Consider the following 23,480-nt stretch of genomic DNA (forward strand, 5'->3'; position numbering starts at 1 on the left):
TGACCGGATGATCCGGCAATGCGTTTTTATTTGCCCTGTGGTCTTCCAGCCGCTGCCGTTTTCACCTCGACAATCGCCGGAGAGAGCCCCGTTACCCGCAGTTCACGATCAAGCCTGACAAACCTTTCCAGCCCGCCGAAAACGGTGCTCCCTTCCCTGGCGCTGCGCAGATCGAGCGTAATTTTCATTCGCTCCCTCTTGAGCTTGAGAAGGAGGATGCGCGGTCCGGCCACAGTCACCTCGACCTGGGCGGGAGGGTGATTGACGATGGCGAGATCCGTCGACAGGTTTCCATACTCCAGAGGAACGTTCAGCACAATCTGCCCATCCCTCTCCCCCGCGGTAAACAACCAGAGGAGCACTGCCACCAGAAGCGACAGCACCATGAGCCACTTTTCCTTCTCCAGGTTCTCGCGTATGCTCATGACAACCACCTGGCTTCGATAAGACGCTTCAAAACCTTGCGCAGGGTGGATGATTCAAGATCGTTGGTTTTTCGTCCGCCAAGCACGACCGATATGGCGCCTGTTTCTTCGGAAACTACGATGACCACTGCATCCACCAGCTCCGTCAACCCCAAGGCGGCCCTGTGCCGTGTGCCGAGGGCCTTGCTGATTTCCGGGTTCTGGGTCAGGGGGAGAAAGCAACCGGCCCGCGTCAGTTTTCCCTTCTGAATGATTACCGCCCCGTCGTGGATCGGCGAATACGGGAGAAATATTGAAGATATGAGCTCGCTGGTGACCTTGGCGTCAATATCGGTTCCCACCGCTATGAAACTGTCGACGGACATCCCCCGTTCAATGACGATAAGGGCGCCGATCCGCTTGCTTGCCAGCGTCTCCGCAGCAGTGGCAAGCTCCTCGATAATCGACTCGGCCTCTCCTGTTTCCCGTTGTTTACCGTGGCGGACCCGGTTCAGGGTCGCAAATGCCCGACGGATATCGGTCTGGAAAATGATGACGAGAACGATGCATGAGGAACTAAGTACGCTGTTTGAGATCAGACGCAGGGTTTGCAGGCCTGCAAGACGGGAAAACATGGAGCAGAGAAGCAACGAGGCGAGCACAAGCAGGATTCGAACCGCCAACGCTCCCTTTATGAGCAGGCTGAGTCGATAGATGATGACGGCTGCCAGTGCTATATCGAACAAATCCAGCAACAGGCCGTAATTTTGCGGAAAGTCTGTCATGATTATCGTGTGAGGGGTTACCGGTCCTGCCGCCGGCGGTAGCTCCGCTGAACAGTTCATTTCCCATGATCAAATCGATCAGGCTCCAGGCCTGCTGAGTGCCCTCGCCATGTCTGCGACATCACGCATTTCTTTTACATCATGCACCCGGAAAATTGAAGCGCCGTTGACAAGCGCAACGGCAACTACGGCTGCCGTACCGTAAAGCCTGTCATCCGACTCTCGTCCAAGGACCTTGCCGATGAAGGACTTTCGTGACGGTCCCACAAGAACCGGGCGGCCCAGCTCTGCGAACTCCGCCAGTCGCCGCACAATCTCCAGATTACCAGACACGCTCTTGCCGAAGCCGATACCGGGATCGACGGCGATCCGGTCGGCGGCTATCCCTGCCGATGCTGCCAGAGCCAGGGAACCTCGCAAGGATGCGGTAATTTCGGCAATTATATCGCCATAAGCCGTATTGGCCTGCATCTCCAGGGGATTGCCGCGGGTATGCATCACTACCAGACCGGAACCGGCGACTGCGACCACCTCCGCCATCCGGATGTCGAAGGAAAGGCCGCTGATGTCGTTGACGATCTCTGCACCCGCAGCAAGAGCGGCCCCGGCTACGGATGCCTTGTACGTATCGATGGAAATGGGAATTTTCAGCCGTCCGGCAAGGCCCTCGATGACGGGTATCACCCGCCTGAGTTCCTCTTGTTCGTCAACCGGCGCAGCGTTTGGACGGGTACTCTCGCCGCCGATGTCGATAATGTCAGCCCCTTCGGCCTCCATCTCCAGAGCACGGTCTACGGCCTTTTCACGGCTGAAAAAACTGTTGCCGTCGGAAAATGAATCTGGGGTGACATTGAGTATCCCCATGATGCACGGACGCCGGGACAAATCGAGGCTGCGACGGCCAATCGCCCAGGTTTCGGGGAAACGTACCATTATGCCGGAGCGACCTCGTCAGCAGAAGCAGTGGGCGTTACACTGGCTTCCACGTTGATAATCCGGTCGACCTCTTCGCCGCTCAGGTTTTCCTTTTCAATCAGTTCATGAGAAAGCCTGTGCAGCACATCGACATTATCCGTCAGAAGCCTGCGTACGCGGATGTAGTTTTCCTCGACGATCCGCTTGATCTCGGCGTCGATATCAACGGCTGTGGCCTCACTGTAGTTCTTGTGAGTGGACATCTCCCGGCCGAGGAAGATCTGCTCGTCCTTCTTGCCGAAACTTACCGGCCCCATCTTTTCACTCATCCCCCACTCGCAGACCATCTTGCGGGCGATCTCGGTGGCCCTTTCGATGTCGTTGCCGGCGCCGGTGGTCATGGAATTGAAGATGATCTCCTCTGCGGCACGACCGCCCATGAGAACGGCGATCCGGTCCAGGAGGGACTCGCGGGAGTAGCTGTGCTTGTCCTCGATGGGAAGCTGCATGGTGACGCCGAGAGCCCTGCCGCGAGGAATGATGGAGACCTTGTGGACCGGGTCGGTGCCGGGAATGAGCTTGGCGACGAGGGTATGTCCCGCCTCGTGATAGGCGGTATTCTTCTTCTCTTCATCCGAGATGACCATGCTGCGCCGCTCGACCCCCATCAGCACCTTGTCCTTGGCATCGTCGAAGTCCTGCATGTCCACGACGCTCTTGTCCTTGCGCGCCGCCAGAAGGGCCGCCTCGTTGACCACGTTGGAAAGGTCTGCGCCGGAGAAGCCGGGGGTGCCTCTGGCGATGACGGCAAGATCAATATTCGCCCCCAGCGGGGTTTTCTTGGTATGGACCTTGAGAATAGCCTCCCGTCCCTTGACGTCGGGACGCGGCACCACTACCTGACGGTCGAAACGACCGGGACGGAGAAGCGCCGGGTCAAGAACGTCGGGACGGTTGGTGGCGGCAATGAGAATTACTCCTTCGTTGGACTCGAAGCCGTCCATCTCCACGAGAAGCTGATTCAACGTCTGCTCGCGCTCGTCATGACCGCCGCCGAGCCCGGCGCCGCGGTGGCGGCCGACTGCATCGATCTCGTCGATGAAGATGATGCAGGGAGCGCTCTTTTTACCCTGGACGAAAAGGTCGCGCACGCGGCTGGCGCCGACGCCGACGAACATCTCGACAAAGTCGGAACCGGAGATGGAGAAGAACGGAACGCCCGCTTCTCCTGCAATGGCGCGCGCCAGGAGCGTTTTGCCCGTACCCGGAGGGCCCATGAGCAGAACCCCCTTGGGAATCCGTCCGCCCAGCTTGGTGAATTTTTTCGGTTCCTTGAGGAAGGAAATGATCTCTTCCAGTTCTTCCTTGGCCTCTTCAATCCCCGCCACATCTTCAAAGGTGATCTTTCCCTGGGTTTCGGTCAAAAGCTTGGCGCGGCTCTTGCCGAACGCCATCGCCTTGCCGCCCCCTCCCTGCATCTGGCGCATGAAGAAGATCCAGACGCCGACCAGGAAGATGATCGGGAACCAGGAAATAAAAATGGAAAACCAGGAAAACTTCTCCTCCTCGGGTCGGGCGTTGACTGCGATTTTTTGAGCCAGGAGCTTTTCAGATAGGTTGGCGTCGGCCGGCTTGTAACTGCGGAAGTCCTTGCCGTCGCTGAACTTGCCCAAGATCTCATTGCCCTGAATAGTGACTGTTACAACCTTTTTATCGACATTTTTGATCTTGCCCGTTTCAACCGCTTCAATAAAATCACTGTAGTCCAGCTTTTCCTGGGCCGGCTTCGGCTTGTTGAAAAGATTGAACAACAGAATCATCATCAGACTGATAACAAGCCATAATGCCAGGTTCTTATAAAACTGATTCAAGTTTACCCCCGTTTTGATTAACCCGGCGTTGCCGGGCTGCCTCTAAAGAGCGATTTTGTGGTGGTTTAAAGCTGAAAAGTTACCATAAAGGCCACTTCTTGACAAGTGCTTTAAGGAGTGAAATCAAGAATTTCTGCCCTCAGCACCAACTTTGTGGAAGCCGTTACCCTCCCCGCAGTCGCCGGCATGACCCCGCCTACCCAGAAAAGTGTTTCACCCGAGAAGAGAAGCGGAATGCGACGGCGAAACGGAAGCGGGATTTTCTTGTCGATAAATAGTTTTTTCACCTTTTTCGACCTGGCCATGCCGAGGGGAGAGAAAACATCCCCGTCGATGAAGGTCCGCACCAGCCAGGGGAATGGCGCTCCATCCCCATCAAAATATGCAACCGTGGCCGGCACCCCATCCCAGCTCTCCGGGACCGCCGCGACTTCGACAGTCAGAAGTCCGCCGCCGGGGATTGGGTAGCTACCGGGGCCTTCTATGAAAAATTCGTAGGGAACGGACGATGCATCGCCATGTTTCTGAAATGTCAGTTCTCCGTAACACCGTTTCACCGTGAACCCTTCAGGCAGAACCAGCCTGGAATTCGGGCTTGCGGACAATAATAGGGAGTCGATATCGTTGAGGTGCCTGGCGCTGATTTGCGTCAAATCACCTTTCACCTGCAAAACCGCCCGACGGTAAAGACGCAGGCGCAACCCCCGCAACTCCGTTGCGATACCGGCAACGACAAACTTTACCCGGCCGGCTTCTACAGTCCCAAAGCGGTTGAACGCCTCAGTGGTGACCTTATCCAGTATTTCCTCATCCTCGGAGAGCGCCGCAGCGGTCGTAACCAGCCTGTCGGTTATAGCCGGGTTATAGCTTTTCAGAAACGGAATCAGTTCATGCCGGACGCGATTACGGAGAAAGTTGACATCCGCATTGCTGCTGTCGGTACGGAACACGAGCCCCCTTTCGCGCAGGTAAGCCTCGATCTCAAAACGGGTAACGGAGAGAAGGGGCCGGACATACATGCCTGCGGATTTTGCCGCCATGGCACACAATCCGCTGCCCCCCGCTCCGCGTAGAAGGCGCATCAGCACGGTTTCAGCCTGATCGTCCGCATGATGGGCCAATACCACGGCCCGTGCCTTGCAACTGGCAGCTATCTCGGAAAAAAACCGGTAACGGGCAGCCCTTCCCGCCTCCTCGAGGGAAAGCTTTTCCCGCTTGCTCAGATCCTGTACATCAACGGCCTGCGTGACAAATGTAACGCCGTATTTCCCGGCAAGCTCACGGACAAAGGCTTCATCCGCATCCGATTCTGCGCCGCGCAGACAATGATTGAGATGGACGACAATAAGTCGGAGTCTCAGCGAGCTGAAACCGGCCAGAACATCCAGCAACGCAACAGAATCGGCCCCGCCTGAAACCGCCACAACCACCGTGTCTCCAGGGGAGAAGAGGTCGTGTTCTTCAATAAATCCAGCAACCTTTTTCAGCACAATAACTCCATACGTCCGAATTACATGAGATAATACCGTATTTTCTCATAGCTCGGATACAAAAACACCCCTCAAATTGAGGGGTGTTTTTGTAATCGGTATTTTCTCAATGTGATTTTCCCGACATGCCACCAAATGCACCCCCATAAATTGGAGGCTGCCCTCTTCTTCTGAGTGAATATATTTAATATAGCATATTACACGGACGGCAGTCAAAAACCTATTTTTTCTTACCCGGCACAAAAGGAATCAGCCCTCGCTGGAATGCCTCTTCCTGAAGCTCCAGCGGCGCAGTGCGGATATCCACGGCAAATCCGTTCACGTTGAGCATCCAGACCAGCGGGTTGCCCTCCAGCTTGCTTGGCAAGGTCCAGCGTGGATCGAGATAGCTGATGCCCATCATCTGTTCGATGCTCCGCGCCTTTGTGGTTGCGGTACTCTTTCCGATTCCGAACAGTTCGCACAGCCTGCCCAGCGGCAAATGCGGCGTCTGGCTCTTGTCGTGGAGAAAGTTGGCGCTGCCGATAACATAGACACAGGCGCAGGCCCACTGCTCCGGTTTGCCTTTCGCCAGCGGCGAGGGGCGTTTGCGGCAGAGAGCCGCTGCCAGTTCTTGTGAGACGTGGGAGTACTCCTCGTTCAGATGTTTTTGGCAGAATTCGTCGATGATCCCGGCAACGGTGTCGAATACCGACTGCATGGCTTTGGGGACTTTCAGTTTGTCGGTCATTTTATTTCCTCTCCAGGCTCAGCAGCAGCCGCAGGTAGTCCCGCTGGCTTTCCCAGACCATGCTGGAAAACAGCTTCACGAAGGGCGCGACATTGCCGGTATTGCTCTCCCTGACCGCCGCCAGATACTCACTGCGGAGCACCGGCGGGATAATGGTCACCGGGTAGCCTTCCTGGAGCAGGGCAAGGTTCATCAGCAGCCGGGCGGCCCTGCCGTTTCCGTCCACGAAGGGGTGGATGGTGACCAGTCGGACGTGCAAGAGCGCCGCGAACTCGATGGGGTGTTTCTCAGCCCGGAGGCGGGGAATCTCATCGGCAAAGGCGGCCATTAGCCCCTTCAGTTCGCTCGGAGCGGGAAAAACGAAGTCGGTCCCGGTGACGACGATGTTCTGCTTGCGGTAGTGACCGGCGTTGGCCTCGTCGATACGGTAGTAGAAGAGCCTGTGCAGCTTCAGGATGTCCCGCTCGGTGATTTCCGTGCGGCGTGCGAGCTTTTGCAGATAGTCGAAGGCCTCGGCGTGGCCGATGGCCTCAAAGTGGTCCTTGAGCGGCTTGCCGCCAATGGTGATGCCGTCCTCGATCACCACCTTAGTCTCGGTCTCGGTCAGGCTGTTTCCTTCCAGGGCGTTGCTCGCCCAGGTCAGGCCGATGCGGAAGTATTCCCGCAACTGTTTGAGCGCCTGTCCCTTCAAGGGGCGATGCTGGCTGATCTCTTCCTGGAGTTTTTCGGCTTCCGTGATTCTGTTGGTGAATGTCATGGCGTACCTTTATCTCCTTCTTCGTCAGCCCGTACTTATCCATGAACCAACAGGTTTTGTACAACTGAAATTACCGGAGAGTTGTCATGTGTCGGGGGCTGCTCTACTCGTAACAATTGGATTTTATTCAGCAACGAAGTTATGAGCGCTCATATCCCGTTCATAACGCGCAAAAAGTTCATGGGCCAACCACACGGTTCAGCATGGACCCGATGGTGTAATGGGCACCCTTTCTTACTCCCACTGCGACGAGGAACCCTTCATCGCACAATCGCTTCAATTCTCTTGTCGCTGTACTGCGGGTCACGCTAAAAACTCGACAATATTCCTGATTCGTGAGCCGATCATGAGCAGAGAAATACGTGATGAGCTTCGGCACACGGCTTTCAAGCCAGGTTTGCTGCTGTTTGATATCCGGCGCAATTTTGTAGACTGCCCCGCGGCCCGCGGAAGGTGCGCCATGGAGGATACCCATGGTGACCAATTCCTGGATTTCCCGGTACGCCTGATCCCGATCAACGCCGGTAAGCTTTCTGTATGTCTCATTGGAGAATCCGCCGGAATTGGCCAGCAGCACTCTCTTCTGGTTCATCCCCAGGCGGAAGCGCTCAATGAGCATCCCCCACACAGGGCTGTGACCGGTATAAACCGGCTCATTCTTGAGGGTGATGCAGAACGTGGATGTTTCCAGGGAAAATTCAGGCTGGCAGAGAAGCGACTCTTCCATCTCCTCGAAGATGCGCGGGATTCCCTCGCCTTCTTCGCGCATGATGCCGGCATCCACCAAGACCCTCACCAGAAGCGGATTCCTGCTGGCATGAACACGCTGGCGGTTCTTAAGTTGTTCTATGGTGACCGGTGGCACGAGATCTCCGGGGCTCTGGATCTCCATCCGGTCGTCGAAGAACCAGATTTCAATCTCCCGCCCCTGCTCGTTGTAATCCCGGTGGGCGATGGCGTTCACCAAGGCTTCCTGCCAGGCAAGTGTGGGGTATTCCGGCATTTCCCTGAAAAAAAGGTCATGCAGCTTCTCTGACTTGCCTATCTGCACGACCGTGGACTGATAAGCATCCTCGATCATCCGGGCGAGCGGTGGTTCGAGCGGGGTCCGTTGCGTGACATTGCGCCGTGTTCCATGCTTGCGGTCGGTCCCGTCAACACGGAAAATACGGACACCGCTGCGTGGATGCCATCGCGCGGAAGGCAGCTTGCAGAAGAGCAGGAGGGCGGCATTGGTAACGGCAAACGCGTTGCCCTTGGGAATAATGAGACTGTATCGCTGCAGAATCTCCGGAATAGGCCTGCCGGCATACGGGGTGCCAGCCAGGAACTTCTCTGTCAGGATCAGGTCAAGGTCGTCAATGGTAGCGTCGGGCCGAATCTGCTGCTCGTAGCCGACCCTGCGGTAGGCCTGTTTTCGCTGGTTTATGACTTCCTGCGGTTCGTGGATGACCTGGTCTCCCACGCGATAGGGAAAGCCATCGCCGTCAACCATGACCGCTTCCGGGGCTATGGGTATTTGCAAGACAATGACTTCGTGGCCATCCAGAGCGATCCTCTGCGTCTCAACCCGCACCGCCGGTCGTAGACGCCGTTCCGGGACTGCAATGAAGTCGGCGACAACATCGTCTGGATAGCCATGGCCGGAGGGAATGCCGTCGTCGTCAACGCCAAGCAAGAGTGTCCCTCCATCGGCATTCGCGAATGCCGCCACATATTCGGCGATGAAGTCCCTGACCGCCCGGCGGTTAAGGGCTTTCTTATTGCCGTCCTTCTGATCCCAGAGGGACTTGAACTCGATGAACTGACCTTCGCCCTTGCTGATGAGGCGCTTCAGTTCCGGTGCGGTAAAGAGATCCTTCATTTTTTACCCTCCGCCATGGCGGTTTCCTCGGGAATCAGCCTGTAAAATGCGTAGACGCGTTGGTCAATACCAGTCCGATGTTTTGTGCCCAATGTTTTGTCAATGTGGAGATGCGACACTATGTTTCCGCCCTACGTTTCCGCCGAAAAAAAATGGAATTTGGAGACGCGACCCCCAGTGTTTCCTTTCCCCCCAGTGTTTCCCCCCAGTGTTTCCCCCCAGTGTTTCCCCCCAGTGTTTCCCCCCAGTGTTTCCCCCCAGTGTTTCCCCCCAGTGTTTCCCCGACCCCCAGTGTTTCCCTTTGTCAAAATGTAGACGCGACACTAATATTTGCCCGTAATTTCCAGGTCGCCGGTCGCCTGTTCCGAACCCCTACTTTTAAACAACACCAGCATTAATTATTTCCTGTTGCCAAGACTTTTCCATCAGCATAGTAAAGCTCGTCGGTTGCGATGATTCTCCCAAATCCAGTTCTCCCGCCCGGATGGCTGTATCCACATGTGCGGTCAGCAGTTCAAACATCTTGCGTTTGTATTCTGTATCGTCATTCCCCTTCAGGTGCTCACCCTTGGTTTCCAGGACGGTAAATCTGAACTTGCCTTCATCGGTGCCGTGGACACACGCAAGTATATCGGGATAAATCCTGTTCCGCTGCCACCCTTGCAGGCTGTAGGAACGCTGATTGACGGCTATTCGATGCCACCAGTAGACGGACTGGCGAGTATCCAGATACAAGGCTGTCTCTTTTTCAAGTTCGTTGAAGTCCCGCTGGTATACCTTCTCAAACAGGCTTTTTTCAATATCGCCGCCATCCTTGCGGTGAAGAAGCCGGTCTTCATCGGATACATCGATCTCCAGGGTTTTAGCCAGCTCCCAGTTCAGTTTGGCGTCGCCCGAGGATACCAGACGCAGGGATATGGCCCCGCTTTCCAGCTTTTCACGAAAGAGCGCTTCAGCAGCGCTATCGACCTGTTTTCTCAAATCCAGTTTCATCGACTTCAACAGGTCAAGGCGATTTACATACAGCCGTTTTTCGCTCACCCCACGGCTACGCAATACAGCCAGTGTGTCATCGAGAATCCGCATCCCCTGCCAAGGGTTCGGCACCACATCAAGCAGTTGTCGCACGAGAAAAGCAATATCGAGCCCTTCATCCGGAATGTGGTCAACCATTTCCTGAAAGAAAAGTTTTGCTTCATCTTCTTTCTTTTGGTCGAGATCGACACGGGCTATGGTCCGTTTAAGCTTTTCCTGATCCTCCACCTTGACGTTATCGGCTTGCAGGTAACGAAACGCCTCCCAGTCTAGCTCTCCCAGAATATCCCGGTCATAGTCGAGCAGTCGATACCCCTTGACGGCCTTTTCATCGCGTGCCAGAACCTTTGGAAGGAAGATTGTCGGCAGCTTGGCAAATGCCTCTCGGCGATTAAGTGTGACCTTATTGGTGAATCGCTGCTTGCCGCCACCACCGACAACCTTGACACTGGAAGCAAGATCGGCCATTCCCTCATCCTGCAAACCCTTGCGCACACCGTTTACCGCTTCGGAAACATCCTGATCAAAGGTAAAGACGTAACACTCATCAAGTGCTTGTCGATGAGTCAGTTGTGCATGGGGCTGTCGCAGCACGCGGCCAATCATCTGGGTCAAAGCGGTATTCGCCGTAGTTTTGGAGAGGATTGTCAGCACATAGGCAAAGGGACAATCCCATCCCTCCCGCAAGGCATCCTTGGTGATGATGTAACGTACCGGGCAGTTTTCAGCCAGCAGGTCTTCATCTCCCAGTTCGTCATTTTCAGAGGTCTTGAGACGTATTTCTTCCTCTTTGACCCCCAATTTTTCCTGGAGATATTCCCGCGCATGTTCAGCATGAACAAAGGCGGCATCGCGCTGTTCCTTGCCGGTTCGTTCCACCCGCACCAGCATGATCGGCCTGATGTAACGGCCGGATTCCATTTGCAGCCGGGCCGCTTCCTTTGCCAGATCCTCAAGTTTTTGATGGGCCAGAGTAAGGGTGTGTTTCCAGCCACCCTTGTCCTCGTTCTCCACATTGATCGGCAGTTTGATCATCTCCTCGTCTTTAAGGTCGCGGCCCGGTACGTTCACCAGCATGTTTGATTGATGCTTGCCGCCCGTGTTGGGGGTGGCGGAGAGTTCGACCATAAAACGGGGATTGAAGCCGCACAGCGTTTCACGGGCAGTGTCGGAATAAGCCTTGTGCCCTTCGTCGATGATCACCACCGGACGTACCAGGCACAACACGTTGCCGAGGCTCTGCCTGATGGAGAGCGAACCGGGCACAATGCCGTCCATGTAGCCCATGTCGGCTAAATCATTGATCCTCAAGTTAGGCACGGCATTCAGTAACGCACGGTTTTTTTCACTGTCGTCTTCAGGTGGGAAAAATGAGGTAAAACGGCCACTGTCGCGGAACATCCGCAAGGTGTCTTTTGACTGGCGGGCCGCCGAGGGAAGCATCAGCAGCATGACGCAAAGTTGACCTTTCACATCCAGACGTGTGAAGGCGTCTCCCTTTTCCAGGAGTTTTACCCGCCCACCCGAGGCGCGTTCAAGCGTCTGGCGATAGTGATGTTCACGGTTGGCAAGCTGTTTCCATGTTTGACGATAAATGGCGTCCGACGGCACTACCCAAAGAACCAAGCCGGTCTGCCGTTTGAAATAGTCGGTATGAATGCGTTCCAGCGCACAGGTCGCTAATAGCGTCTTGCCGCCTCCGGTAGGCACTTTCAGACATATATTGGGAATGGAGCGGTTAAGTCCGTCATGGCGGGAAAGATAAGGTGCAACAACGGTGTTGCCATCTTTGTCACACAGGGAGGGCAGAACACGTTCGTTGTTGAGATGGTCCCAGGTTTTCTGGCAAGGATCGCCAATATCGAGATCAAGCCCCTGTTCAGCAATCAGAACTTTGACCTTTTCTACCTTTTCGGTCTGTTCAGACAGAACCGCAAGATAATGGTCAATCTTGCGTAAGACACCCTGTTGGTATTCTTTCAGTTCCATGGCGTCAGTCTCCCAGAATCCGGTGGACGGCGTAAGGCAACTGACAGAATTCGATGCGTTCCTTGGTCAACTCCTTCTGGCTCATGAACTTGGCCACGGCAAAAACGATGGAGCGCTTGCCGGACTTGTTCCCCGTGGCAATCGCAGCCACTCGCTCGGCGTTCAGTGCCGCCTCGTTGGAGCGCAGCCAGGCGGTATCCGGCTGATAGAAGAGATGGATGCGGAACAGTTCGGTTTCGCCGATGAAGCCATCGGTGGAGTGTGCGGCAACCGTTTCCAGTGACCGGCCGGTGGCGGTATAAAAGACATAGCGGGCCAGGGCCTCGAAATTGGGGAGTCCCTTGCCGGAAAGCAGGTTTTCGATCTCGATCGGCTCGCCCAAGGTACAGTAGGTGAAGCTGCCGCCCAGCCCCGGCGCTGTTTCGGGAATCTTCCGTTCGCCGGTAACAGTCAGCACGCCGTCCTTGATTTCTTTTTTAACTGTGTCGAACGCTGCGCCTTTGGTCTTTTCGATATGTTCGACTTCAAGGAGTAGTTTTTGTGACTTTTTGGAAAAATTGGTCCAAGTGATTTTCTCGCTGAACAGCTCTTCGCGCTGGTTCCCGCTGAAGGGATAGCCGTTGATGACCCGCCGTACCCGCTCGGCGGTCAGGGTGTCGGCGTATTCCTCGCACTCGATCAGCATGAAACGGCGATTGCCGCCGTCTTTCTGGTTGGCGGCGAGAACGGCATGGGCGGTGGTGCCGGAACCGGCGAAGGAATCGAGAATGATGGAGTTTTCGTCAGTGGCTATTTCGAGGATGCGCGAAAGCAGACGTGTCGGTTTAGGCGTAAAAAATTCCGTGCCTTTGCCCTCCATGATTTCACGTAGTTCCTTCTTTGCCTCGTCCGTGTGCCCTGCAAAGTCATGGGGCCACCAAGTGCTGGGAACGGTGCCGCCGCCCCCTTGGAGAAGGTGTTTATACCGCTTGAAGCCCGGAACCTTGCCTGTGCCGTCGGCTCCCCACCAAATTAGATCATTATCGACGTTGTATTGATGCCTTTCCTTTGAATAACGCCAAACTGCCGTTTTCTTTGGCCAGATCTCTTCGCCTGTATTCGGATTAATTACCGGATAATAAAGGTTTGGGCGTTCTTCCGCTGTCTTGTTGCAAGTATAATTGTCGGAACGAAAGGTCCCTTTGTCGTCTTCATGGCGGTAGTTTGCGTCATTGCCTGCCGTTCTTCCCAAGAGATTCCGGCTAAATTCCTCACTCTTGCGATAGACAAGAATATGGTCAAACATAGTGGAAAAACCCTTGGCGTCATTCGATGTAGCATATTTTTTCTGCCATGCAATATGGCTATAAAAGGCATCCTCACTATGGAAAACCTCATCGAGTATGTCGCGCAGACGGTGTTGCTCGTTGTCGTCGATAGTGACAAAAAGCACCCCGTCATCTGCAAGCAGCTCATGCAGCAGATTCAACCTTGGCCACATCATGCATAGCCACTTGTCATGCCGCTCCAGGTCTTCCTTATCCACCGGATTGGCCGACTTCTTCAGCCACTCCTTCATCAGCGGCGAACGGACGTTGTCGTTGTAGCACCACCCCTCATTGCCGGTATTGTAGGGCGGGTCGATGAAGATGCAGTTGATCTTACCTGCATGGGTAGGAAGCAGGGCCTTTAGCGCTTCCAGGTTATCGCCGTGGATGATCAGGTTGTCGTCCAGCGACGGCTTTTGTCCTTCGGCGGGCAGAGACTTGGCCGCATCCACTTTTAGCTCCCGAAACGGCACGCTCAGGTGGTGGGAATAGACAAACTGCTTTCCCTTGAATTCCAGTGTTGGCATATTTAAAAGCTCCTTAGTAAATCTGGGAACATAATTCTGATTATTCTTCCTATCAAATGGACATCAGTTAGTGTCCCCGGAACATTCATCAGTCCCGGTGGAACGGTGCAGGCGCTGAGCGGCCTTAACCATACCAGCGCCTGGTTAGCCTCCGCCAAGTAGTGCTCCAACTAATGTCGAACCTTTTGCAACCTGATCAGTTCCGCCAAGTTCAGTATATTTATCAAGCACTTTATGTAAAGCATTATCGAGGACTTCAGCTGGAATATCAATCTTTGGCACTTGTGCTAGTGCGTCTGTTATACCATCCTTTGTACCAGCAACCGATATTCCCACAAGCGTTGCTACAAAGAACTTGATGTTTGTTATATCCTTTCTAGGAATATCTACACCGCAGTGTTGCGGTTTGATATACGTTTCCACAGCCTTCATAATTTGAATCACTTTTAAATAGACATCAATGGGTGTATCAAGGCTAAATATCTTTTTGTACTCGGTTTGAGAGTTGATTAACGTAGAAGGTCGTGCTCTTGCACTATCTGGTTTATTTAATGTTAAGGCCATCATAGCTTGTGCCATATATGGAATGCTAATGATCTTGGATACAGGCTTGCCTTGGTTTTTATAGAAGTTTTTCTTTCTATCATAGAAAAAACCATTTGCTTTGAGAAAATCTTCAATATTTCTGTGTATTTCGTCTGAACTGCGGAGGGATGCAGGTGGTATTGAAGTCTGACTGTTTGTAGCCCTGATGATTCGGTCTCTAGCTTCTTCGTTTTCCTCGCGAATAATGCGGACAAGAATTTTACGTTCATCTTTCAGAAGTTGCGCAGCTTCAGAAAAGTGATTGTAAATTTCGTGTGAAGTCTGTAGTCCATTAACAATCTGGGGGTCTTCTATTGTTATTTTTTTCCCAGCTGAAACTGCATTTGGAGTTATAATTGTGACACCATTATTCAAATACCAAAAATCTTCAGATTTTGTATTTGATAGTGTTTGCTTGATTCCGGTATTAACAACAACACTACCCTGATAGTCTCTGACATTTGATTCGAATATACTTCTGGCTAATGCACCGTCGTCAGATATGAAATCATAATATTTATCCAATGAAACTAGACATACGTAGCTACCAGCTTCCGTGCTGATTGGGGTTTCTGCAATTTCTAGAGTTCTACTTGTGGTGGGTATATTGCGTGTAAGTTCTAACAATCTACGAGCCCCGATAAATTCGAATTTAAAGGATGACCCACTAAAAAGTGCTAAAATTAAAGATTCCAGTTTCTGAACTTTTCCGGAAACATTAGGGTGAACTTCGTCTCCTTGGGTCGCATAATAATAACTGATTTCTAGCTTTGGGAAACTGGCAGCAAGTTTCTCATACACAGTCCTAAATATTATTACTCGTTCGATCAATTCTTGGTTATATCTTTCAGAATAATTATATGGGTCGTTTGAAAGATCAAATAAATCTTCAGCTGTTTCTCTAAATTTAACAATTGCAACTTCTTTGAAAGTTGTAGACGTTTTTGATTGTATTATCTTTAATTCGATTACGTTCTTTTTTTGATTTACATTTATGTCTGAATCTTCGTTTATTAATTCACCATTTAGAAGTGTAAATATTGAATCAATACCGCCGTCACCCCCATCACCAACAATACCGTACTTAACATCATCATACGACAAATCGTGATCTTTCAAAATTTCTGATGCTGTATATATTTCGAAATATTCTGGTTCAGTAATTTCATCGCCTGAATCAGCACACTTACTTTTTATTATCTGATTTAAAATAACTTGGTCATTTGTTAATTTAGACATATTGATCTCCGATGTCTTAAAAGGTTAACCCTTGCTTGGGGAAAACTACAGCGTCAGACTTTGATTTTGGATATTTTGGATATTTGAGGAACTTTCTTAAATTAATTGCAACGTAGTTGACATGGCTACCACCGTTGCCGGATGCGCTACGCTTCATCCGGCCTACATTACTACATTATGTTCATTTCTGCTTGACTGCCAAATTTAACGCTGAAGCGGCCCAATCAGCAATGACCATAGGTACTCAGCCGCGCCTTCTTCCGTTAACTGCTTTTCGGGCGGGTTCCCATAATGAGCCGTTCCGAGAGGCTTGAGGTGCAAAGAATACCCGTCGTTTTCAGCAGACAATGATTCATTATATGAACCGTCGGAGGTGGAGTCGGCATTACTGGAGTAGAGAATGCCGCTTGCAAAAGATGTTCTGCCGCCATGCCAGATTCTGCAACCAGTGATCTGTTGTCCATCGCGGTAGATCTTCGCGGAAAAGTGGCGCAGGTCAATCCTCGCTCCTTGGGTTTGAATGCCGGGACTCCGCCTCTCCAGCTCCCGAAGGGACTCTTCGAAGAAATTACAGATAAAGTTGAAGGCTCCATCGAGGAACACATCCTGATCGTGATCAGAAAATTGCCGGGTGATTCTCAGATTGCTTGAACGAGGAGTGGCTGCGGTTGAGGGGCGAGATAAGACTACCGGTTCAGTTGCAATTTCAGGCCCCGATTGTGACCGAATTCTTTGTACAGCGTTTTCGATGGCAGCCGTTACCTCAAGAAAGCCATCATCAAGCGTCGGGAACTTAACTATTGGTTTTCCATCTGTTGTGGCGGCAAGAAGTTTTCCGAAAGGAGCGCCATGCCAGCTGCAGGGACGTAATATGACGGGTATAATCGTAGCCTCGCTTCGCTCATGCCTCTCCATCGCGCGCTTCATCTCGATGTCATAGCAATAGTCCGAGTCGAGAAAATCAGAACTGACGAGGAGCAGGATTATGTCGGCATCTTCAAGGTGGCTGCTGATCTCCCGACTGAAGTCCCCGCCCGCACCAATTCGCCGATCATGCCACGTCTCGATCAGCCCCTGCCGCTTTATAACGGAAAGGTGTTTTTCAAGCTCGTCTCGAAGCGATTCGTCTTTGTGCGAGTAGGAGAAGAATATATTTGCCATGTTCATACAATCCTTTGTAGCTGGAAAAGACCAGGACATGAGAATTCCGGGACAGATTTTTTTCGCGGCTGATCTTCCGTCAACTGCTGCACAAATTCAAAAGCCGCCTTCTGCATCATGCTGATAAGGCGGCTTTAATTACTTCTTTTTCCCCCGGCGTTCGCACTCCATCATCTCCCTCCGATAACACCGCAATATTACGCAAGTTTAATACACCTTTTAAACCTTAAAGTCAACGAGAAAGCCCTTCCCCGCGGCTACAAGCCCAGATTCCCACATTCTCTCCTCTTGGTTCCATAGTTGGTCACCTTTTTGGTTACTTTTTCGATGCCGTGGACTATGGACGATTATTTGGATGGTAAAAGGCCCCCATAAATGGAACCAATTTGGCTACCTTCAAATGCTCCTTAACAGAAAAAAGAAAAGCCTCCTTTATGGGGAGGCTTTGGGTGGCATCATGGAGTTTGTTCTTCTTGGACTGCCTGGTTTCGCGCCGCTTTAGATTGCCTTACGGTCAGCTTTTGCTGCCGTGGCCGATGGTCATTGACCACCGCGAGAAGTCACCTCCCCGATTCGCCCCCTGATTCTTCAGCGTGGCACTTTTCGCCGGACAAAGCAAAAAGAAAAGGCCCTGATTTCTCAGGGCCTTTCGTACTTCGCCGGACAGTGCCGGATTTAAAATTGGTGGCGGTGCAGGGACTTGAACCCCGGACATCACGGATATGAGCCGTGTGCTCTAACCAGCTGAGCTACGCCGCCAAGGCCTATGGTGATATAAAAAACCTCCTTGGCATAACCAAAGAGGTAGATATTATTTGATTGCGGGGAGAACACTTAGTGAATATCAGTCTTCTTCCTGCGGTCACCTCAGAGTCATAGGTATATATAGCATCCTTTTGAGATTGTCAAGAAAAAAGGTGGAGGAAAAACCTTCCTGCCCTACCCCGGACTATTTTCCAGAATTTCCCGCAACGAGGCTCCCAGTTCCTTACAATTGTACGGCTTGCTGATGGCGCCGCAGAATCCGTATTGAGCGTAATGTGCCATTATAGGGTCACTTGAGTAACCGCTGGATACAATCACCCTGGCTGCCGGGTCTATCTCGAGAAGTTTGGCAATAGCATCCTTCCCACCCACTCCTCCAGGTATCGTCAAATCCATTATGACGCCGGCGAATGGTGTTCCTGCTGCCGTTGCCTGCCTGTATAGTTCCACAGCCTCTATGCCGTCGCCACAGACAGTCGGTTCATAGCCGAGCATCTTGAGTGCGACTTCCATCGACTCGCGGATCATCTCCTCGTCATCCATGAACAGAATTTTGCCTTTTCCCGCCCGATGGTCATCAACCTTCTTTTCATTGACGGTCGGCGCCGTTGGTGATGCCGGGAGACGAATGATAAAAGTCGTTCCCACGCCAGTTTGTGAAACAACCCTTATTTCTCCGTTATGATTCTTGACTATTGAATAAACAGTGGCTAAACCAAGCCCGCTGCCGTGATGCTTGGTGGTAAAATAAGGGTCGAATATCCGCTGAAGATGTTCCTCAAGAATACCTATTCCCGTATCCTTGATGGTAAGCTGAATTATTCTCCCGTCGTCCGGGTTATCCCCATCGCTGAAAGTTTCTATATTTTCCGCCTGAATACTGATAACCCCTCCATCCGGCATGGCTTGATCAGCATTGATGACCAGATTGTTTATTACCTGGCTCATCTGTCCTGCATCGATCTCGGCCGGCCAAAGGTCGGCCGGGATAGCAAATTCGCAGCGAACGTTCGACCCCCTGAGGGCGAACGTTGCAGAATCAACGAGAATATGCTCGATGCCGGTCAGCCTCTTCACCGGCGCCCCTCCCTTGGAGAAGGTAAGTAACTGTTGCGTCAGGTCCCGTGCCCGTTCTGAAGCCTTCTGGGCTCGATCCAAAAGCAGGTAAGCATCATGATCCGGTGGAATTATCATCCTTGCCATAGAGACGTTTCCCAGGATGCCTGTCAGAAGATTGTTGAAATCATGAGCGATCCCTCCGGCCAGAATACCCAGAGAGTCCAGCTTGCGCGCCTTGAACAGCTCTTCCTCGATCTCCTTTTTTTCAGTCATGTCGCGGAGCACGAGGACAACCCCAATGATGGCGCCTTCCTGATCAAGGATGGGAGCGGCTGAGTCAGCAATCACACGTTCCGAACCGTCACGGGCAACGAGGATAGTGTGATTGGTAAGCTCCATTATCATGCCAGTCTTAAGCACCCGACCGACGGGATTATTCACGACAGCCCTGCTTTTTTCGTTTATCATGTGGAAGACTTCGCTGAGGATCTTCCCCTTCGACTCTTCCTGGCTCCAGCCGCAAAGCTGCTCTGCCACCCTGTTAAGCATGACAATCCGCTCATCGGTATCGACTGTAATGACGCCGTCACCGATGGAACGCAGCGTTACCCCCAGTCGTTCCTTTTCTTTCTCCAGATCGTCCTTCGCCTTTTTCAGATCGGTAATATTCGTGATAATGCCGACCAGTGCCCTGAGATTACCGTCAGGACCTTCCAGCCGCCTGCCGGACAGGTAACCCCAGAAATCACCCCCGTCCTTGCGCACATAGTGTCGTTCGGTGCTTACATGATCAATTTCCCCGTCAATCAGTTTTCTCATACGAGCGCCACCGACCATCTTTTCCGACGGGTGCAGATAGTCCTGATAATGGGAGCCGATCAACTCTTCGTAGGTGCAGCCGAACATTTCCGCCATACGATGATTGGCGAATATAATCCGCCCCACCGGAGAAACCAGGAATATGGACGCCTGAGAGGTCTCAAAGATGACGCGGAGTTGTTCCTCGCTTTCCCGCAGCGTCTCTTCAGCACACTGATGCTCCGCAATTTCCTGTTCAAGCAGAATCGCCTGCTCGTGAAGTTCTGTCTCAATCCGCTTGCGCTCAGTGACATCGAGCATAACCCCGACAAGTCCTTGCAAAGAACCATTATTTCCCCAAATCAACGACTTATAAAAGAGTACATCACGCAACAATCCATCGGCATATCTCACCTGTGCTTCATAAACCTGCGGATCCCGTTCATGCATTAATTTCATATCTGCATGATGATATATATCGGCAAGTTCTTTCGGTGCAATATCATAGACCGTAGAACCAATGATTTTCTCCCTGGGAATGCCGAGATATGAACTGAATGCCTTGTTGCAGTTCACATAGACACCATCCGCGTTTTTGTAGAATATAGGGTTGGGGATGGACTCGAGAATTGAACCGAGCAGGTTCTTATTCTCTATGAGTTCTATTTCCATTGCCTTGCGATCGGATATATCCTCCGCCACCCCCAGATAGCCGATTACCCGGTCTTGTTCATCATGAATAATGGTGATTGTCAATTTAACGAGGAAAACATCGCCATCCTTGCGGACATAGAACCATTCACGAGTCTCGGCTCCGGTCTGTTTGACGTTTTCCACAAACACATCAAAACCTGAGACATTTCTGCCCAGGGCCCGGCTCATCTCTTCACCTCGGCCGCGTACTTCGGTTTCCAGATGGAAGAGGTCAATAGAAGCTACGCCGACCACTTCATCTGCCGTATAGCCCAACATACGTTCGGAACCGCGATTGAACATGGTTATCAGGCCAAGCGTATCAGTTGCAATGATTGAAATTTCCGTTGCCGCATTGAGCACAGCCTGCAATTGCCAATCGGATGCAGCACCCGAATTAAAGAGTTTCGACATGACTCACCTCGATATCATCGCAGTCTGACGCCGAGAATTGGCCTGAAACTGGCAATATCTGATCGTCACACCATTAAATTTACCCACTGCAGGAATTGCCATTCGATTATGCATCGGCATTGTGCCGAAAATTACCATAAATAAATCTTCTCTTGATTATCGAAAATGTTACAAATATGATATCCCTTATCGACATCTGCCGATGATACTTTAATGAGACGCGCTGATTTGAGCAGACATATCTTTAAATTTGGTGAATAGACGGGAGTACCAGTGGACGAACACCTAGAGAAAGAAAACAAGGCAATAAAAGGGACGGTTTTGATCATGGATGATGATGAAGATGTCTGCCTGCTGGTTGATTATGCGCTGAGGTATGCGGGCTTCAACGTGGAGAGTGCGCCAGATGGTCCTGCGGCAATCGACCTCTACCGAAATAGACTGGAAATGGGGCAACCATACATTGCCGTCATCCTTGATCTGAATATCCCCGGTAAAATCGGGGGCAAAGAAGTCATCGGCAGCCTCCACGAACTGAACCCGGAGATAATAGCTTTTGTTTCAAGCGGTTATCCCGATGACCCATGCATGGTCAACTTCAAGGACTATGGCTTTTCCGGCGCCATTCCCAAACCCATCATGTATGAAGATATCCTCGATTCATTTATGCATGTGATTGAAAAGAGAGGAACAGAATTATGAACAAGTGGGGTTGTCGGATCGGGCTGATATCAGCAGGTTTTTTTGCCCTGTCGCTTTCTTTCGAGATGCACGCATCCTGGGCCGTCGAAAGAGAAGAACTGGGGCAGGTACTGAAAATCATGCCTCCCAACGGCCCTGCTGAGCAATACGGCAATGTAGTCATGCGCCGCAGCAGTAAAAAATCGGGTATGCCACCGGTCGTATTCCCCCACTGGAGCCACCGTGGCCGCTATACGTGCCGCGTCTGTCACAGTGAGCTGGAGTTTGCCATGCGCTCGGGTGGAAGCGGGATTACCAGGGGGAAATATCTGGCAGGAAAATTCTGCGGCGCCTGCCACAACGGAACAACGGCGTTCAGCGTCAGAGATGAAGAACCGAGGCAGTGCGACCGTTGCCATATGAAAGATACGGCCGCCCTGAACAAGCGGTTCCGAAGTTTTGCCGCCGGCCTACCAGCCACATCATTCGGCAACAGAATCGACTGGGGAGCAGCGCTGGCCGAAGGTTTGGTTGCTCCGCAGAAAACGTTATCGGGAGGGACGTTGTTGATCAAAACACCTGAAGCTTTACAGAAGCCGCTCGATCTCGGGACAAGCGCGCCCCGCAGCTCCGTTGCATTTTCCCACGGGGAGCACCTGTCTGAAATGGACTGCAGCATCTGCCACCCTGATATCTTCAATATCAAGAAAAAGGGAACCAGGCTTTTCTCAATGGAAATCAATATCTATGGACAGTTTTGCGGCGTCTGTCACATGCGGGTAGCTTTCCCCATGAACGATTGCCGCAGATGCCATATGGGCATGGGCAAAAACAGTTCCGGATATTAAAATGAAAACCCGTCTTAGGGGGAGCCTGTCAGGTCACGTAAGACGGGTCTGCATTGTTCCATTACTTCTGCTACTTGATTGAATATGAAACCAACTCCATGTCGCCGTTTTTGACCAGTCCTACCCCGGCAGCATACCAGCTATAGGCGGGTAAAGATGCAACGGAGCCGACAATGTTAGTTTCCTGTATCTTAATGGCGTTAAAAGAGCCGGCAGCAACTTGTACCGTTTCCGTGCCGACAACGGTCAACGTAGTCGTCTTGCCGACCGGGGTTCCACCACCGTCTATTCCGACTAGAAGTGTATAATTAGACGTTTCAACATTACCAACCGTAGTATTGGATGGGAATACAAGGAGCCCGATAGAACTGACATCATATTTTGATGTAAATTCCACCTGGTTTGCATTGATAACGCCGCTTACCGTTTCAAGCGTTAAGACTATCGAGTTGTTTGATATGGTATAAGTGCTGTATTTAGGTGGTTCACTGCCGACATTGGTTCTGACTCTGCCATCATTTGTTACCAGTTTAGTGACAGCAGCTTGGTCTGCCTTGCGATAGGTCCAGGTACTACCGGCCGTTAACGGGAAGTAACTGCCTTTCTCTCCGGCAGAAACAGTGACATTGCCGCCGGTGTTGTCATTCGTGCTACCGCCGGTAATACCGGGAGTGCCGCCACCACTACCGCAGGCAGAAATAAAGAGGGTGAGCAGCACCAATAGAACCAATTTTGTACGCATGATTTCCTCCTGACAGCGCGCGATTTGATTACATGTTTCTTATTAAGCAATACTCAGACCAAAGAGGGACCGGCAACACTCAGCACCCCTTGGTCAAGGCATTTTACTCGTCATATTGAATGGTTACACATTGCATGAGGCGTAACCTTCCAGCTCTTGCCGGGTGAACCGTTACGCCAAATAGCCAGTAGATAGATGATCTTGTGTTCAATGGAGGGATTATGAAAAAACGGATATTGACAGTATCGGCCATGATAATGCTGGCCGGTTGCGGGGATTTTGAATGGTTCCCGGAAGAGAAACCAGCAACAACCATTACGGCATCAACACCCACCGCCGATTCCTCGACCTTCACAAATCAATGCGGGGTGCAGACAAGTACGCAAATAACCTCCAACGCCGTAACGGTATCGGGAATCACCGGTCCGACATCGATAAGTGTTTCCAACAACAATGACAGTCAGTACTCCATCAATGACGGACCCTTTACCAGCTCTGCGGGCAATGTCAGCAGCGGCCAGTCGGTCAGGGTCCGCCACATCTCGGCAGCCGACACCGGCACGGAAAACTCCATCGTCACAACCACACTGACCATCGGCGGTGGAAACAGCACCTTCAAGACCGACACCAATCCCTGTCCTTAGGGACGATCACGTTTTAACCAATTGTCGACCTCCTTTCAGCGTTGTCCGGTTTGGTTTGTGCATCAAGGTTGTTAAGCCCCATTAGGGGCGTTTGAATGTAGCCGGGGGATTCATCCCCCGGATGAGATGCTATATTTCCCCACGTCACGTACGTGACGTGATGATATTTCGCCTGGA

The 23,480-nt window shown here is 51.9% G+C and carries 17 protein-coding genes and 1 tRNA gene; 3 read left to right on the forward strand and 15 right to left on the reverse strand.

What is annotated here, in order from left to right:
- Positions 1-26: 26 nt before the first annotated feature.
- The 14 genes from GURA_RS13885 to GURA_RS22915 form a co-directional block, all read right to left on the reverse strand.
- Positions 27-425 (reverse strand): CdaR family protein, encoded by a 399-nt coding sequence (locus GURA_RS13885; protein WP_011939581.1) that lies wholly within the window; start codon positions 423-425, stop codon positions 27-29.
- Positions 422-1,189 carry a diadenylate cyclase CdaA gene (gene cdaA, locus GURA_RS13890; protein WP_041245997.1) on the reverse strand — a complete coding sequence of 256 codons (768 nt, stop codon included), beginning with the start codon at positions 1,187-1,189 and terminating at the stop codon, positions 422-424. The genes GURA_RS13885 and cdaA overlap by 4 nt, the downstream gene beginning before the upstream one ends.
- 78 nt (positions 1,190-1,267) lie before the next feature.
- Positions 1,268-2,122, reverse strand: a complete 855-nt coding sequence (gene folP, locus GURA_RS13895) for a dihydropteroate synthase (RefSeq protein WP_011939583.1) — start codon at positions 2,120-2,122, stop codon at positions 1,268-1,270.
- The gene (ftsH, locus tag GURA_RS13900) at positions 2,122-3,975 is read right to left on the reverse strand and encodes an ATP-dependent zinc metalloprotease FtsH (RefSeq protein WP_011939584.1); all 1,854 of its coding nucleotides are present in this window, start codon (positions 3,973-3,975) and stop codon (positions 2,122-2,124) included. Before ftsH ends, folP begins: the two co-directional genes overlap by 1 nt.
- 110 nt (positions 3,976-4,085) lie before the next feature.
- Entirely contained in the window at positions 4,086-5,465 is a 1,380-nt protein-coding gene (gene tilS, locus GURA_RS13905) for a tRNA lysidine(34) synthetase TilS (protein WP_011939585.1), read from the reverse strand.
- Between the two features lie 220 nt (positions 5,466-5,685).
- Positions 5,686-6,195 carry a DUF6398 domain-containing protein gene (locus GURA_RS13910; RefSeq protein ID WP_011939586.1) on the reverse strand — a complete coding sequence of 170 codons (510 nt, stop codon included), beginning with the start codon at positions 6,193-6,195 and terminating at the stop codon, positions 5,686-5,688.
- Position 6,196: 1 nt separating this feature from the next.
- Positions 6,197-6,952 (reverse strand): Fic family protein, encoded by a 756-nt coding sequence (locus tag GURA_RS13915; protein ID WP_011939587.1) that lies wholly within the window; start codon positions 6,950-6,952, stop codon positions 6,197-6,199.
- Positions 6,953-7,130: 178 nt separating this feature from the next.
- Positions 7,131-8,816 carry an ATP-binding protein gene (locus tag GURA_RS13920; protein WP_011939588.1) on the reverse strand — a complete coding sequence of 562 codons (1,686 nt, stop codon included), beginning with the start codon at positions 8,814-8,816 and terminating at the stop codon, positions 7,131-7,133.
- Positions 8,817-9,194: 378 nt separating this feature from the next.
- The gene (locus GURA_RS13925; protein ID WP_011939589.1) at positions 9,195-11,840 is read right to left on the reverse strand and encodes a DEAD/DEAH box helicase; all 2,646 of its coding nucleotides are present in this window, start codon (positions 11,838-11,840) and stop codon (positions 9,195-9,197) included.
- 4 nt (positions 11,841-11,844) lie between these two features.
- Entirely contained in the window at positions 11,845-13,674 is a 1,830-nt protein-coding gene (locus tag GURA_RS13930; protein WP_011939590.1) for a site-specific DNA-methyltransferase, read from the reverse strand.
- Positions 13,675-13,818: 144 nt separating this feature from the next.
- Entirely contained in the window at positions 13,819-15,498 is a 1,680-nt protein-coding gene (locus GURA_RS13935; RefSeq protein ID WP_011939591.1) for an AIPR family protein, read from the reverse strand.
- Positions 15,499-15,702: 204 nt separating this feature from the next.
- Complete coding sequence (locus tag GURA_RS13940) at positions 15,703-16,659, reverse strand: toll/interleukin-1 receptor domain-containing protein (RefSeq protein ID WP_041245462.1); 957 nt, start codon at positions 16,657-16,659, stop codon at positions 15,703-15,705.
- Between the two features lie 682 nt (positions 16,660-17,341).
- Positions 17,342-17,418, reverse strand: a tRNA-Met gene (locus tag GURA_RS13945).
- Between the two features lie 180 nt (positions 17,419-17,598).
- The gene (locus GURA_RS22915; RefSeq protein WP_011939593.1) at positions 17,599-20,388 is read right to left on the reverse strand and encodes a hybrid sensor histidine kinase/response regulator; all 2,790 of its coding nucleotides are present in this window, start codon (positions 20,386-20,388) and stop codon (positions 17,599-17,601) included.
- Positions 20,389-20,661: 273 nt separating this feature from the next.
- On the opposite strand from GURA_RS22915, the gene GURA_RS13955 reads away from it, so the two are divergent.
- Together GURA_RS13955 and GURA_RS13960 are read left to right on the forward strand one after the other, a co-directional pair.
- The gene (locus GURA_RS13955) at positions 20,662-21,090 is read left to right on the forward strand and encodes a response regulator (protein WP_011939594.1); all 429 of its coding nucleotides are present in this window, start codon (positions 20,662-20,664) and stop codon (positions 21,088-21,090) included.
- Positions 21,087-21,917, forward strand: coding sequence for a c(7)-type cytochrome triheme domain-containing protein (locus GURA_RS13960; protein WP_011939595.1), 831 nt, complete (start codon positions 21,087-21,089; stop codon positions 21,915-21,917). Before GURA_RS13955 ends, GURA_RS13960 begins: the two co-directional genes overlap by 4 nt.
- Before the next feature lie 70 nt (positions 21,918-21,987).
- Here GURA_RS13960 and GURA_RS13965 read toward each other — a convergent pair whose 3' ends face one another.
- On the reverse strand, positions 21,988-22,659 hold the full coding sequence (locus GURA_RS13965) for a TapB family protein (RefSeq protein WP_011939596.1): 672 nt from the start codon (positions 22,657-22,659) through the stop codon (positions 21,988-21,990).
- A 221-nt stretch (positions 22,660-22,880) separates the two neighbouring features.
- On the opposite strand from GURA_RS13965, the gene GURA_RS13970 reads away from it, so the two are divergent.
- Positions 22,881-23,303: a hypothetical protein gene (locus GURA_RS13970; RefSeq protein WP_011939597.1), complete on the forward strand. Its 423-nt coding sequence runs from the start codon at positions 22,881-22,883 to the stop codon at positions 23,301-23,303.
- The last annotated feature ends 177 nt before the right edge of the window (positions 23,304-23,480 follow it).

Source organism: Geotalea uraniireducens Rf4 (assembly GCF_000016745.1).
Taxonomy (GTDB): Bacteria; Desulfobacterota; Desulfuromonadia; order Geobacterales; family Geobacteraceae; genus Geotalea; species Geotalea uraniireducens.

Bases quoted from the DNA above. Each gene is read 5' to 3' on its own strand.
- GURA_RS13935 (WP_011939591.1), bottom strand. From the start codon at position 15,498: ATGTCTAAATTAACAAATGACCAAGTTATTTTAAATCAGATAATAAAA.
- GURA_RS13960 (WP_011939595.1), top strand. From the start codon at position 21,087: ATGAACAAGTGGGGTTGTCGGATCGGGCTGATATCAGCAGGTTTTTTT.
- GURA_RS13930 (WP_011939590.1), bottom strand. From the start codon at position 13,674: ATGCCAACACTGGAATTCAAGGGAAAGCAGTTTGTCTATTCCCACCAC.
- GURA_RS13915 (WP_011939587.1), bottom strand. From the start codon at position 6,952: ATGACATTCACCAACAGAATCACGGAAGCCGAAAAACTCCAGGAAGAG.
- GURA_RS22915 (WP_011939593.1), bottom strand. From the start codon at position 20,388: ATGTCGAAACTCTTTAATTCGGGTGCTGCATCCGATTGGCAATTGCAG.
- GURA_RS13925 (WP_011939589.1), bottom strand. From the start codon at position 11,840: ATGGAACTGAAAGAATACCAACAGGGTGTCTTACGCAAGATTGACCAT.
- GURA_RS13920 (WP_011939588.1), bottom strand. From the start codon at position 8,816: ATGAAGGATCTCTTTACCGCACCGGAACTGAAGCGCCTCATCAGCAAG.
- cdaA (WP_041245997.1), bottom strand. From the start codon at position 1,189: ATGACAGACTTTCCGCAAAATTACGGCCTGTTGCTGGATTTGTTCGAT.
- GURA_RS13940 (WP_041245462.1), bottom strand. From the start codon at position 16,659: ATGGCAAATATATTCTTCTCCTACTCGCACAAAGACGAATCGCTTCGA.
- GURA_RS13970 (WP_011939597.1), top strand. From the start codon at position 22,881: ATGAAAAAACGGATATTGACAGTATCGGCCATGATAATGCTGGCCGGT.
- GURA_RS13885 (WP_011939581.1), bottom strand. From the start codon at position 425: ATGAGCATACGCGAGAACCTGGAGAAGGAAAAGTGGCTCATGGTGCTG.
- GURA_RS13965 (WP_011939596.1), bottom strand. From the start codon at position 22,659: ATGCGTACAAAATTGGTTCTATTGGTGCTGCTCACCCTCTTTATTTCT.
- folP (WP_011939583.1), bottom strand. From the start codon at position 2,122: ATGGTACGTTTCCCCGAAACCTGGGCGATTGGCCGTCGCAGCCTCGAT.
- GURA_RS13910 (WP_011939586.1), bottom strand. From the start codon at position 6,195: ATGACCGACAAACTGAAAGTCCCCAAAGCCATGCAGTCGGTATTCGAC.